This window comes from Clostridioides sp. ES-S-0010-02, from assembly GCA_020641055.1.
Classification (GTDB): Bacteria; Bacillota; Clostridia; order Peptostreptococcales; family Peptostreptococcaceae; genus Clostridioides.
In genome coordinates this window covers 740,214-755,088 of sequence record CP067345.1, presented here as the reverse complement: position 1 = coordinate 755,088, position 14,875 = coordinate 740,214, and the positions used below count along the sequence as shown (strand labels likewise).

The 14,875-nt window shown below is 24.9% G+C and carries 11 protein-coding genes and 4 pseudogenes; 3 read left to right on the top strand and 12 right to left on the bottom strand.

Translation table 11 applies throughout. The features are described 5' to 3' along the window. Positions 1-65: 65 nt before the first annotated feature. A complete protein-coding gene (locus JJC01_03875; GenBank protein UDN59010.1) occupies positions 66-2,186 on the top strand; it encodes a hypothetical protein in 2,121 nt (706 codons plus the stop codon). 864 nt (positions 2,187-3,050) lie between these two features. Here the strand turns inward: JJC01_03875 and JJC01_03870 are convergent. From JJC01_03870 to JJC01_03840, 7 genes are all read right to left on the bottom strand, one after another. Then, positions 3,051-3,227, bottom strand: a complete 177-nt coding sequence (locus JJC01_03870) for a hypothetical protein (protein UDN59009.1) — start codon at positions 3,225-3,227, stop codon at positions 3,051-3,053. A gap of 179 nt (positions 3,228-3,406) precedes the next feature. Then, entirely contained in the window at positions 3,407-3,571 is a 165-nt protein-coding gene (locus tag JJC01_03865; GenBank protein UDN59008.1) for an IS3 family transposase, read from the bottom strand. Between the two features lie 336 nt (positions 3,572-3,907). Beyond that, entirely contained in the window at positions 3,908-4,234 is a 327-nt protein-coding gene (locus tag JJC01_03860) for a transposase (protein UDN60118.1), read from the bottom strand. A 74-nt stretch (positions 4,235-4,308) separates the two neighbouring features. Next, positions 4,309-4,749 (bottom strand): helix-turn-helix domain-containing protein, encoded by a 441-nt coding sequence (locus tag JJC01_03855; protein ID UDN59007.1) that lies wholly within the window; start codon positions 4,747-4,749, stop codon positions 4,309-4,311. Positions 4,750-4,887: 138 nt separating this feature from the next. Beyond that, on the bottom strand, positions 4,888-6,096 hold the full coding sequence (locus tag JJC01_03850) for a hypothetical protein (protein ID UDN59006.1): 1,209 nt from the start codon (positions 6,094-6,096) through the stop codon (positions 4,888-4,890). Beyond that, positions 6,093-8,279 (bottom strand): ATP-binding protein, encoded by a 2,187-nt coding sequence (locus JJC01_03845; protein UDN59005.1) that lies wholly within the window; start codon positions 8,277-8,279, stop codon positions 6,093-6,095. The genes JJC01_03850 and JJC01_03845 overlap by 4 nt, the downstream gene beginning before the upstream one ends. Positions 8,280-8,979: 700 nt before the next feature. Then, on the bottom strand, positions 8,980-9,135 hold the full coding sequence (locus JJC01_03840) for a hypothetical protein (protein UDN59004.1): 156 nt from the start codon (positions 9,133-9,135) through the stop codon (positions 8,980-8,982). A gap of 405 nt (positions 9,136-9,540) precedes the next feature. On the opposite strand from JJC01_03840, the pseudogene JJC01_03835 reads away from it, so the two are divergent. Next, a pseudogene (locus JJC01_03835) lies at positions 9,541-10,708 on the top strand (IS256 family transposase). 405 nt (positions 10,709-11,113) lie between these two features. On the opposite strand, the gene JJC01_03830 reads toward JJC01_03835, so the two are convergent. Both JJC01_03830 and JJC01_03825 read right to left on the bottom strand, forming a co-directional pair. Next, the gene (locus tag JJC01_03830; protein ID UDN59003.1) at positions 11,114-11,749 is read right to left on the bottom strand and encodes a glutamine amidotransferase; all 636 of its coding nucleotides are present in this window, start codon (positions 11,747-11,749) and stop codon (positions 11,114-11,116) included. A 76-nt stretch (positions 11,750-11,825) separates the two neighbouring features. Beyond that, a complete protein-coding gene (locus JJC01_03825; GenBank protein ID UDN59002.1) occupies positions 11,826-12,788 on the bottom strand; it encodes a YafY family transcriptional regulator in 963 nt (320 codons plus the stop codon). 203 nt (positions 12,789-12,991) lie between these two features. Here JJC01_03825 and JJC01_03820 point away from each other — a divergent pair. After that, positions 12,992-13,691 (top strand): annotated as a pseudogene (locus JJC01_03820) (site-specific integrase). A 115-nt stretch (positions 13,692-13,806) separates the two neighbouring features. Here the strand turns inward: JJC01_03820 and JJC01_03815 are convergent. The 3 genes and pseudogenes from JJC01_03815 to JJC01_03805 all read right to left on the bottom strand — a co-directional run bounded on the left by JJC01_03815 (position 13,807) and on the right by JJC01_03805 (position 14,739). After that, positions 13,807-14,039 (bottom strand): annotated as a pseudogene (locus JJC01_03815) (hypothetical protein). 5 nt (positions 14,040-14,044) lie between these two features. After that, positions 14,045-14,524 (bottom strand): annotated as a pseudogene (locus JJC01_03810) (DUF3990 domain-containing protein). 14 nt (positions 14,525-14,538) lie between these two features. Beyond that, on the bottom strand, positions 14,539-14,739 hold the full coding sequence (locus JJC01_03805) for a DUF3791 domain-containing protein (GenBank protein UDN59001.1): 201 nt from the start codon (positions 14,737-14,739) through the stop codon (positions 14,539-14,541). Between the last annotated feature and the right edge of the window lie 136 nt (positions 14,740-14,875).

The following is a 14,875-nucleotide window of genomic DNA, read 5'->3' as shown; positions in this document are numbered from 1 at the left end:
GAGTATATTGTCATATTTTATATACAATGTTAAAATATTCTTATATTTTAATAAGAGGTGATTTTATGGATAGCAAAGGTTTTAAGCAAGTAACTAATAGTTTAAGTTTATATCATAGAATAACTAAAGAAAAATTAAATGATGATATAAAATATAAAAATATTTCTATAGATAAATTATATGTTGATTTGCTTCCTAACAATGAAATATTAGAATCTATATTGGAAAAAAAGACAACTTTTTTAGTAGGTAGACGAGGAACCGGAAAGTCAACTATTTTTGCTAGAGCACAATACCAAATACATAAAGATAAAAATGACTTATCTGTATACTTAAATGCTAAAACTCTTTTTAAAGAGGCCGAAGTAAACTTATTAGATATAGGTGGGAATGAACTAGCTTTAAATTATGATGAACGTCTTAGGATAACACTAGTAAAAAATATAATTAAGCATTTAGTCAAAAGTATGACTGAAGAACTAAAAAATGAAAACTATAATTTTTTTGAAAAGTTTAAAAACAAATTCAGAGACTCCAATTTGCAAAAGCTTATCGATGAACTTGAAAATATGTTAAGTTCTAATACCTTAGAAAATATTAATAAGATATTTATTGATAATCAAAGTACTACTAACACATCTTTGGATAGTGCATCATTAAGTACTTCTTTAAAAACTTTAGATTTGACAACTTCTTTAAAAAGTGAATCAACTACTCAAAATCAAACGCAAAATACAAATATATTAGCCTTAGTGTTTAAAGTAGGAGATATAATAAAAAAATTCTTAGAAATACTTAGCATCTGTAATAGAAAATCATTATATATTTTTATTGATGATTATTCTGAATTAGATGTAAAAGAAAGAACTTTATTTATGGATACAATAATATTACCTATGTATGATATAGGTGTCGATAAGATACATTTCAAAATATCATGCTACCCAAATAAACTTCATCCGATAAAATTAGAGTCTTCAAAATTTATTATTAATCAAATAGACCTATTTGAAGTTTATGGAAGTGATCATAATATTGCAAATATACAACAAAAGGCAATCAATTATACTAAGAACCTTTTAACTAATAGCATTAATAATTTTTGTGATAATGAAATTGATAAGTATTTTGATACTAAGACAACTTCAATGGATGAATATTTTAGATACCTATACAATGTATCACAAAATGTTCCTAGAGTATTAGGTCTTATATTACGTAACTGCTACTCTCTTAGCATAGCATACGATAAACCTATCACTCTTTCTACTATTAACCAAGCAAGTAAAAAATACTATAATGACCACATTAAAATAAATTTTAATAAACAATCTGGAGTTAAATATAGTAATACAGACGATAAAATAGATATTTTTGTACAAGAGAGCTTAGTTCAAGAATTAACTTTAATGGCTCAAAAAAATAAGTATGAATTACCATCATCAAAACCTGATAGCCAATATTTTGAAGGAATAAAAGAAGCTCCAACTAGTCATTTTACGCTTCCTACAGATATGAATATTTATATGGAAGATTTAGAATTTAATGGTTTTATACATAAAATAAATAAAATAGCTGCTAAAGGTAGAGAAAGAGAGAAATATAAAAATAGTTCAAATTATTTATATGCTTTAGATTATGGTTTATGTCTAGAAGAAAAAATATTATATGGAAGACCTCAGAACGGGGATAGCAAATACTATCAACAAAGATGGTTTGTATATAGTGATGTTATTCTATCTGTCTTGAATAATAATAAAAGAATTGTATGTAAAAACTGTAATCATACTTTCCCAATAGAAAATTTAGAACTTTTTCAAAAATTCAAAATGAAATGTATGGAGTGTTTAAACGGTATATGTGAAATAGAATTTGATCCTAAATTAATCTCAAAAGCATCCTTAGAAAATGATACTGCAATTTGGACCAATCAAGAATTTGAAATTATTAAAGCACTATATATACTTACAGATGAATATCAAGAAAGCATTACAGTAAATCAAATAAGTGGAGAGATAGATTATAATTATCAACTTATAACAAGTCTATGTAAATCTTTATCTACTGGAGGATTTATTAATGTTAATAAGTCATTTAATCCTTACACTTACAAATTAACAGGTCGAGCTATGGATATATACGATAATTTATACGCTAATAGTGAAGTTGATATCTGCTACACTTAATAATTAGTATAATATATGAGGCTGTAAATAGATTTGTGTAAAAACAAATTTACTTACAGCCTTTTTGGTATACAAAATTGGCAAATTTAGAATAATATTCATATAAAAATTTTAGGTGTTTTTAAAATGAAAGATATAATTGTTCTAGATATTGATTATCAAACTGAGGTTAAAAAATGCAAGATAATGGAAAATAGTCTTATGCAAAAATGGAAGAGCCTCTAGGTAGAAATAAATATAAAAGAAATGATGTTCGTGATAAAAATTATCAAAATGGATATAGTTCTAAAAATGCAAGTAACAGTTTTTGAAAAGTAAATTTAGATATACCAAGAGATAGAAATGCTGAGTTCAAACTGAAGGTTGTAAAAAATATGAAATTGCAAGTAATGAACTAAATAAAAAAATAATTGGTATTTATGTATGTGATATGAGTATAAGAGATATACAGTTTGGAATGGAATAGATGTATCAGCATCAATGATATTTAAAATAACTGATACAGCTGTAGTTTATTACATTAAATGGAAAATAAAACTTTAGAAGCTGTTTATTCAATTGTACATATAAATGCTATGCATTTTAAGATAAGTAAAATGGTTTATAAAGCTTCATATATGTGTATGGATTTATATATGACTTAGAAAAGAGATATTCAAAAAAGGTATATCCAGATAACTTGTATATTCCATCAAATTAGAAATAGTTTTAAATATATAGCATAAAAAGACTAAAAAGAATTTATAAAAGATTTAAATCAGTTTACAAAGTATTTAATAAAGAGACAGCACTTTTAAATTTGGTTTCATTGAAAGAAAAATGGTATCAAAAATATTCAGTAGTAATAGATTCTTGATATAATAATTAGAATAATCTATCAACATTCTTTACATATCTAGAAGATATTAGAGGAATTATATATACTAAAAATGCACTAGAAGGCTTTAATAGACAACTTGGAGAATATACTACAGTTAGAACAGCATTTCCTAAAAATGAGTTGCTTAGAAAAGCATTCCATGTATCAACTATGAAAATCATTGAGAAATAGAAATCTCCAAATCAAAATTAATCATCTACATTAGGTGAACTTACAATAATATTTTGAGATAGAATTCCTAAAAATTATATAATTTTAAAATAATGGTAAATTTAGTATATAAAAACCTAATTTTAACACATAATAAATGTGTAGAAAATAAACACTAAGCAACGAAGGTCTACTCTAGATATTCTATCAGAACTAGGCCTTTTAATTTTTTATATAATCTCTTATTATTATAAAAATTTATATAATTACCAATTGCTAATTTTAACTCATCAAAAGTATTAAATTTTCTTAAATAGTACATTTCAGATTTAATAATTCCCCAAAACCCTTCCATAAGTCCATTATCTACACCATTCCAACTTGTGACATGCTTTGTGTTGCAGATATACTATCTAGTTTTAATTTAAAGGTTTTACTTGTATCCTGGAAATCCACGATCACTATGAAATAATGGCTTCACTGTAAGATTATTTTGGATGACTAAATCAAAGGTCTCAAATAGTAATTGATTAGTATTGAATATCCTGATACATATGAAACGATAATATTATCTCCTAAATCTAGTATTGCATTTAAATAGGTTGTCCCATTAGCTAACTTGAACTCCGTTACATCATTTAACCATTTCTTATTAGGAAAAGCCTCAATAAAGTTCCTGTTTAACATATTTTCAGCTGTTATTTGTGGTATATTTTTCTCTCTTTTTACGAATCACTGATTGTAAATTTACAGGTTTCATTAAATGATAAATTCTTTTGTGATTATAACATTTGCCTAGAATTTTATTAATATTCATAGTTATATCACTATATCCATAAACTCCATTTATTTTATAATATATTTTAATTATTTCCTCTAAAATAACTACCTTTTCCTTATCTTTAATTGTTTCAACTTTATTTAACCATTTATAATATAAAGGACGAAAAATACTAGCAAAACTACATAGTGATAATGTAGAATAGCCTTCTTTATTTAGTGCTTTTATAGCAAATATATAGTTTTTTTAATATTAGTTAGTCATGACTCTTTTCTATTTTCTCCAAATTTTTTAAAAAGAACTCTATATTTCTAAGTGTAAAAGTTTTTATGTAAAACTTTATATTTACCTAACGTTAATTGGTAATTATCATTATTTTCAATACAAAATGTTACTATTTCAATTTTTTCATCATATGTTATTTTTCTGACTTTAATCATAATTTTATCCTCTTTTCTGTTATGAAACCTATTTATTGTATTGTGATTATTATACTTCATAACCCAGCTTTGAAGTAAACATATAAATGATAGGTTATATTTAAATGCTATATCCTCTAATGAACCTTTAACATAAATAATAATCATTAATGGCAAACATCTTAAATTAATTTGAGTAGAATGTATTAGATGACGTTTCACGCACTTCGCCTCATCCTTCTCATATTTATGAATCCATTCATAAAATGATGCTTTACCAACTCTAATCATTTTACAGATAGCCCTTAGTCCTTTTTTACCATCTAAACACATTTCAACTGTCTACTATAAAGGTATCATATCATTAAAAATCCCATTACTATTGAGTAAGAAAAATATATATCTATACAAATCTATGCACATCTCATTAATTAATATAACTTATAGTCATTTTTTATATTTAATATTATTTTATCTTCCATAAATAATAACATATTCTTTTGACATAGAATTAACTGGTTTATTATTAACCTTAGATGTTTTCTTCGGTATTCTCTTTGATGGTATTTCCCTTTCCATTATTTCTTTTTTTGTATACTTATTTTTCTCTAAAAACATCTGGGTAATTTTTGTAAGATCAATGTTCACCCCATCAACAGTTCTATTTCCTAATGTCATAACTATATATTTATTTGTTATTCTTACAATACCTCTAAGAAATTTAAAATAATCATTAAAAAATCTAATTACTTTATTTTGTTTTTTATTACTAATCTTATTAATATATGGCTTTATAAGCTCAATCTCATAGTTATCAAAATTTACTTCTTTTGCACTACCACCCATGCTCTTTCTATCAATTATTGAAAAATTATCTAATTCCCAACCTTCTAATTCTAAATCTTTTTCATCGATCCACTTTAAAGCCAAAATAGAAAATTGTCCATATGTAACAGTTGTACCATTATCTCCATATGGAGGTGATGTAATTACTACATCAATGCTTCTATCTTCAAAAAAATTAATTTTTTCTAATATATCACACTTAAATAATTTAATTTCATTAGAAGATTTATCAAATCTAAAGTAGTTTTTTTCTACAGAACTTAAATAATCATCTATCACTTTATTATCCATACTATTAATTACTTTTGTATCTTTTATATGTAACTTATATGTAGAACTTCTTGTATTACTATACTTTCTAATAATGTCACACATTATATACCAAAAAAACAACCTATTTTGTATATTTTCAATTGAAATTATAGCATTTCTTAAAACTGATAGTGATTCCTGTACATCTTTCCTAAACCACTTTTCTATATTATCAAAATAATGCAACTTCTCATTAGAATTTAAATTTATAATTCTTTTTAGTTTATTTATGTCTTTTTCAATATCCGATGATACTCCCTGTAATTTTACTTTGGTTATTAAATTTGCTAGTGGATTGATATCACATCCAATTAGACATATATCTTTAGAAATTTCCATAGCTTCATATAAAGAAGTTCCAGATCCATGAAATGGATCAAAAATACATCCTATTTCATCAATTTCAATTAAATTTTGTAGTATTTTCTTCTGAACTGGGGCAACCATTACAGCTGGATATAAAACGGACCCATGTATATCACTCTTTTTTCTATAATTTTTATAAGATATATCCCCTATCATTTTGATTCCTCCGCTTTTACATTTGAATAAATAATTTTGTCATTATTTAAAAGTTCATTTGTGAATATGATAAATAATGATACCTCCCCTGCTAAGCTTTCTACTCTATCTCTTGGTTGTAGGTATAAAGTAGATTTATGTGCACCTAAGTGAGAACTTTTTACAGTTTTTTCAAAATCAATTGTATCTAATAAATTTTTAAAACTATCAAAATCTATTTTTGTACTTCTAACTATTTCTTCTTTATATGACTTGTTGTCTTTTATTAATTTAATCACAGCCTTGACTCTATTTTCAAATCCTCTATTAGTTTCATTTAATTTTAACTCTCTAAATTTAACACTTTTATTTATATAGTCTATACTTAATTCTAGTAAAGACCTTAGTGAACAAGAGATCAACTCCAAGTAATCATTAACTTCTAATGAATTTATTTGAGTAATAAGATTTTGTATAGTTTCTCCCAAGTTAACCTCATATCCTTCACATATATTATTATAGCTAATTAAACCGACTTTCTTCATTCTAGTGCCAAACTCAGTTTTACTTATAAAAAAGGTAATCATTAATTCTTCAACAACATATCCGTTCATGTCATCAGAATAGGTATATAAAATATCTTTGGTACATTCTACACATATACTATCTAAAATTCCGTCAGTTATCTTTTCTCCATTAACCATAATATTCAACTTTGTTTTATCTATTTTATTACCCAATTTATCTATTACATTTTTTACATAATTATATAAATTAATCTGACTAGAAGGAATTGCTTTTCTATCAGTTTTTTTATATAGTTCTATTTTTGCTGGTCTAGGTTCTTTTTCAACATCTTTATCTTTTTCAACATCTTTATCTTTTTCAATATCCTTATCTTTTTCAACATCTTTATCTTTTTCAATATCTTTATCTAGTATTATTGGAATTTGCTTCTCCTTTCCAAAAAGTTCATACATTACAAACTCTTCTTCTATATTTATATTAACTCTATCTTTAAATGCAAAGTCTTTCTTTATCATATTCTTTAAGAAAACTCTATCATTAATCTGACTTGATTTAACATAATCTCCTATAATGAAATCAAAATCTATGAGATATTTTTTCCTACTAGCTCCTTCACTTTGAATCACAACATTTATTCCATGCAAAAAAGATATTATATTGTCTGTTAAACTGTTTTGTAAAAATTGTGTTCTATCTGAGTTAAAGTTTAAATTTACATTAGTGCTATATATATTTATAGTCCCAATCATTTGACTTAATACTTTATTAGATTTTTTGCCTCTCATTACATTTGGATCAAAAATATTGTAATTATTGAATAAATTTTTATTTACATATATTAATGGAGTTAAATCTCCAACATGGTTATAATATAAATTATTGAACTTTTTCTTATCACCTGGTTTCAAACTAAATATCTCTATTTCAATATCAAGTTTATAATCAAATCCAGAAAACTTATACTCTTTTTCGAAAGCCAATTTATCATTATTGTAAAATTTAATTATTTCTTCATCTGAACTATAAGTTACATAGAACAATTGCCTATCTGGTAAATATTCCTTAATAGAATCTAATGTTTTACTTTCTATTTGTTTGTCATCTAATTGTAATATTATTTTGATGCTATCATCAAAAAATGAATTTATAATTTTCTCATAATTTTTTTCCTCTGTAAAATATTTTACTAAGCTATTTAAATTATATTCATCAATACTAATCTCTATTTCTGTGCCTTTATCCACATAATCATTTCTAGTAATTGGCACAAAGTAATTACTTATATCATCTATCTCTAATAAATCTCTATATTCAATAGAAAATTGTAGTCCATTTAACTTTTTTGTTTTCCAAGTTACATATTTTCCAAATTTAAATACTGATAAAAACCCTAGGCCTTTTGATCCTTGGTTATATCTATCATATTCATTTATTTTACCATATAATTTATTACTCTTGGATATATGTAGTAATTTTTCTATATCCAACATATCCATCCCTGAACCATCATCTTTAATTAATAGCTTTTGATTTATCCTATCAACTTTAACTAAAATATTCTTAGCACCTGCGTCATATGAATTTTTTACAAGTTCATTTAATGCAACTATATTTGATGGTATTTTTTCTGACAATTCACCTATTATATTTCCACTAACCATAATTTTTGAATCCATATTTGTACCCCTCTCAACAATAAATTCCTACACAAATACTTACAACTCATAAATTTAGATAAAAATCAAAACTTGTTTCTATTTATCTGCTTCTAACTCTATAACATCAAAACCCAATACTTTCCATATATTGCCTTATTTATATAATATCATAATTATACTAATATTAAGCTAATATATTTTATTGTTACACAACTTTGATATTTAAACAAATAAAAAAGGAATTTAAAGCTTATTAGTGTTTAAATTCCTAATTTCCAAAAATTATTGGTGAAACGAATCGCAGGAATAATACCCACGATAGTGTCTAAATTATATTAACTCTCTGGAATCACAGCATAGCTCTATGTGTATATATTATTTACTACTTTAGAATTATATTCATTTAGTATAAAGTTAACACTTTTAATAAATTGCTCACTTAAATATAGTGGATCACAATGTTTATATAATTCTTTAAAATCAGAATATAGTTATTTTAATAAGTCTTTAGGTACATTTCTATATTTCTTAGATCAATATTGGAAAAAAGTTGACTATTGTTTATACTGATGCATATATCATCAAGTGCATCTAAATATAGTACTCTCAAATCTTTCTTTGACGTAAATATGGTAGATTTATTTTCTAGTCCATTAATAAATAAATTTTTGTTTAATTTTGTATAAATATATTCTTCTCAATATAATTTATTTTCTAATCAATCTTTAAAGGTAGATCTCCAAAATCCACCTTGTATCAGTTTAGTGGGTTTATACATACTATCATCATATATTTTTTGATTAACTATATTTTTAAAGTATTTTTCATTGCATTTAATCCCTATTGAAAGAAATTTATTGTTATCTTTAAACATAACTTTCACACCTATATTCACGGTTCTATGTATATTTTAATTTTAAGACATAATTTATTTATTGATACATATAATCTAACTATATATCAATATTAGGTAATGATTATATGTATTTAATCTTAGAAAAAGAACAGCTATTACTATTAGAAAATGGATATCATAATTTATATCACTTTGAAATACATTAGAAAATAGTGCATCTTACTACGATAATAAAAATGAATTTTTCTCATCATACTTTGAATCATCAGATAATATAAAAATGCTTTTTCTGCTCTCCTATGGGTCTTTAAAATAAAGTGTGTATTCTTCTAAAAAATGTTGATAATTAAAATATTAAATATCACTATATAAAGGAAGGTACACACTTTTTAGGTTTAACAAAAACGAAATAGAAAAAAACTTATTGAAGAATATGATGTTAAAGCAACTACAGACATTCAAGACATGTTAAAGGATTATTTTCAAGTACAATTCATCAAATGTTAGAAGCAGAACTTGATGAGCATTTAGATTATGATAGATATGATAATAAGAATAAAAATACTAAAAATGGATATAGAAATAAAAATGTTAAATCAAATTTTGGAGAAATAACTTTAAATATTTCAAGGGACCGAAATGGAGATTTTGAACCAAAGATAATTAGAAACTATGAAAATGATATATCGAGAATAGAGAACCAAGTGATTGGAATGTACTCAAAAGACATGTCTACTCGATATATATCAAGTCATCTTAAAAGTATTTACGAAATTGATATATCATTCACTAATAGCTAAAATTACTGATAGAGTCATACCTTTAGCTCCTGAATGGCAAAATAGGCCACTTGATTGATTTATCCAATTGTACTTATGGATGCTATACATTATAAAGTTAGAAGTGAAGGTATAATAATAAACAAAGCAGCATATATAGCTATAGGTATTAACTTAGAAGGTATAAAGTAGGTTTTAGGAATATGGATTGGAGAAAATGAAAGTTCAAAGTATTGGCTAAAAGTACTTACAGATGTTAGAAACAGAGGGGTTAAAGATATATTAATAGCTTCTGTAGATTGACTAGTTGGATTTTCTTATGTAATTAAGGCAGTATTTCCCGATACTGAAATACAAAGATGTGTTGTGCATCAAATTAGAAACACTTTAAATTATGTATCATACAAAAATAGAAAAGAATTTGCAAAAGATTTAAAGAAAGTATATGCTGCAATTACAGAAGAAGTAGCGTTAAGCGAGCTATCGCTCTTAGAGAAAAAATGAGGAAATCAATATGCGATAGCATTAAGAAGTCGCGAAGCAATTGGAATGAACTAGCAACATATTTTAAATATCCTCTAGAGATAAGAACATTGATATATACTACAAATTCAATGGAAAGTTATAATAGATTATTAAGAAAGGTTACTAAATCAAACTCTATTTTTCCTTCAGATGATTCTTTGCACAAATCATTATACTTAGCAATTATGGATATTTCTGAAAAATGGACTCAGAAAATTAGAAATTGGACTCAAATTTTAGCCCATTTAAGTATTTATTTTAAAGAAAAAAATTTAACTCTAAGTTAATAAAAAAATATTTCAAAAAATTCAAGAAATTTTCTTAAAGGAGTAATAATTTTTTCATAACTGGAAAAAATATGAAAATGAGGCTATGATTTTTACAGCCATAGCCTTATCAATAAATACCTAATTATCACTTAAAAAATAAATTTTTATTTAAAGAATACACATAAATATTTCCAGACTCTCAAATTACATAGAATATTATAATAATAAAAGAAAACAGTGAGGATTAAAAAAGACGACTCCTGCACAATACAAGAATCATCTTATGGTTTCATAATCACTCAGTGGTTTTTTAACTATCCGATATAAAGAGCCCAGTTCATCTATACTAGAAACCACTACTCTACCCACTAGGTTATAGTTTCTTTTTATTTTATCTAAAACTACATTATACTAAATTAAACCTTAAATTTCTTTATTACAATTCATTAGTTTGAAAAAATATTTAGAGTCATGAGTTTTATAAAGGTTTAACCATGAACTTAATGCTTCTTCTTTAAAAACATCTAAAACTTTTAAAACTTGTATCGTAAATTCTAAGGGTGCAATTCCTGAAGCAGTAACTAAATTTTCATCATTAACTACAGATTCCATTTTATAATATTTTTCTCCAGAATAACTTGGTATCACCATTTTTAGAAATTCTAAATCATTACTTGTATGATTTCTAAAATCTAGTAAACCCTTTTTAGCTAGCCCTAAAGTAGCACCACAAATAGCTGCAACTATAGACCCTTGTTCAAAAGCTTCTTTAGATTTTTCTAATATTTTCTCATGACCTATAGATGTCCAAGTATTTCCCCCTGGCAAAATTAATAAATCATTACTTTTCATATTAAACTCATCAATTGTAAGCTCAGGTAAAACTTTTAATCCACCCATTGTTATAATAGGATTTTTATTAACTCCTACTGTAAGTACTTTTAATGGTTTTAATCCTTTTTTAAAATATCTTCCTGTATTTAATTCAGCAGTTAAATATCCAACTTCCCAATCTGACATAGTATCAAATACATACATATATACTTTTCTATTTTTCATTTTTTTCTCCTTATATGATTAATTAATATACCTAATTGTAAAATAACTTAACTGACATACTCTGTCAGTCAAGTTATTAAATTTGATAATGACTAATTAATTCGAGTAAATTTTCAACCATTTTATCTCTAAAACTTAATGGTTCGATTATTTGTATCGATTTTCTATAAGGTATAAGTATATTTGGTATATAGGTAAATATTATATCTTCTTGAAGTTTAAATATTACTTTATTTGGAGTCCTTTCTTTCAAATAATATCCTAGAAGCCAATGCTGACATAAGTTGTCCAATGCATTTATCCTTCCTTCTATAACTAATGTTATAAGATTATCTTCATCTTTTGTTTCATCCATAATCCCTTTTATAAAAAATTCACTTGCAGAAAACTCCTTTGGTCTACTAAAAGTATTTGATGTTTCTATGACACTACCAATTCTATCCACCCTAAAACTACGAATCTCATTTCTCATTTGGCAAAATGCTACTATATACCAATTATTATTCCAACGAACAATTCCATATGGATTTATAATCCTACATTTTGATTTTTCTTCACAAGCCGTACGATAGTTAATTTCTACAGATAATTCATTTACTATACTATTTTTCAACTTTTTAAGTACAGATTCTATGGATATTTTTCCAGTTGGTTTTATTACTTCAAAACCTATTAAATGTTTTGTTAAAATTTCTTCTTGTTTTTGATTTGAATACATTTTTAACTTTGATGTTGCTTTATCTAATGTATCATCTAAAAAACATCCCTCTTCTTTAGCAAATATAGCTGCATGAAGTAGAGCAGTTTGCTCTTCTGTATCGAAAAAAAGAGGTGCTTTAATGAAATTATTCAAAAGTGTATATCCACCATTATGACCTGTATCTGAAATTATAGGTACTCCACTAGCAGATAATGCATCAATGTATCTGTATACAGTTCTTATATTTATTTCTAATTTTTCAGATATTTGTTTTGCAGTAACTTTTTTCTCTGAGTTTAACATCCATAGTATAGACATCATATTATCAATTTTAGCCATATAGTTTTACCTCTTCATGTATGTTTTATAAATTAATTATATAGGTTATTAGATTAATTTTCATAAAAAAATATTAGCAAATTGCTAATATTTTTCGTGTATTTCAATGTTGGAAATGATTCACAAGAATAATACCTATGATTAAAATTCAGCTATATTTGTAAAAATTTATATTATACTAAACGTCTAACAATACTCTGCAATTACAACGTAACTATTTGTACTATAGTAGATATACCAGTTGAGAAAAAGGAAAATAAGCTTGAAATATTGACTCTTTAACAACAAAAGAGTTTTATAAAAGCTATAGATGGTCATAAATTAGAGGTATTATTTTTACTTGCTCTTGGTACTGGACTTAGATTAGGAGAATTACTAGGACTTAAATGGTTTGATATTGATTTTAAGAATTCTAATTTAACAGTTAAAAGAACTCTTCAAAGAACATATTTTATAGATAAAAATGAAAATAGAGAGCTTAAAGTATTAGAATAAGAACCAAAGACATCAAATTCTTACAGAACTGTGCCTATTCCAAAGTATGTCTTAAATAAATTTAAAGAACATAAAGTAAATCAAAATACAGATATATTAAAGGATGGAAAATTATATAGAAATTATAATTATGTATTTTGCAATGAATTAGGTGTCCCTATAGATGATAAAAAACCTTTAAGGAATTTAAAGTCTATATTAAACAGTTTAGATATAGAGCCTATAAAGTTTCATGGTCTTAGAAAAACTTATTCAACTAGACTTTTTGAGAATGATGTCCCTCCTAAAACTGTACAAGTTTTAATGGGTCATTATGATATATCAATAACTTTAAATATATATACTCAAGTTATGGAAGATAAGAAAGTTGAAGCTGTACAAAAGTTGGATAAAATATTTTCATTGTAAAATCAAACGCATAAAAATACTGTGATTCCATATAGTTAATTATAAAATCAAAATAAGGATACAAATTAATTTCATATTATCTTGTATCCTTAATTCATATCTAGTTTTTAACTATTTATCTTGGATAGCCTTTGTGATACATTAATCCCCATTTTCTAACATTAATTCTTGAGCCAAGTATATATGACCCTTACAGTGCATATCTGATACACCCTCACTTATAAGTTTATATGTTCCAGAAGTATATAAATAATCCATACTTTCTTCCAAGCTTTTACCCGTCTGTTTAGAAAATTCTAATATGATTTTTTTATATAGTATTTGTAATAATGTTTTATTTTCTTCCATAAGAACTATACCTCCTCTTCACATCTAAACTTTAAATCTTTATCTATTACATTTTGATTGGTTATACATATTTGTTCATTTGGTTTATAGTATTTTAATCTTTTTAAAGCTTCATCTTTTTCAATAAGATTATTTTGATACAGCTCTATTGTATTGTAAATCTTATCATCAGCAATACCACCTATTATAACATCATATTTCATATATATATCACTCATATTTCTACATTCTAATATAAAGTCAAGCTATTCTAAATTATAACTATTGAAGATTTTTACCTTGCAGTTTTCTTTTAATTTATCAATATCTAGAGAATAACTATTTAAATATGCTTTTTTACCTCTTTTTTTAAAACGCTCTGTCCAGTTAATTGCCTGTGCTTTTATACTGGTTACATAGAATACTTTTCCAAAATCTAAAGAATCTCTTGAAAAGTCAATATTAGGCATTTTTACCATACAATATGAACTATGATATACAATCATTATATCACACCCTTTTATTTAAGGACTTGCATTAAATCTTCCACTATGTAACTTTTACTTTGAGAATGTAGTGCTTCATAGCAAGATATTATATAATTATCTAAAATATCAGTATCATGTTTAAGAAGTTTATAAACCACTTCTGAATCTACATTCAATTTTTCTGCTAAAGCTTCAATACAAAAAATAGAAAATTCTAGTTTCCTTTCATCCATTACAAACCTCAACTCCTATCAAGCTTATATAATATATATTTTTATTAATCAACAACTTAAACTGTCTTACATTTATAAAAATATTATATCATAAAGTAGATATTAAAATTCTATGTTACCTAATATCATAATAAAT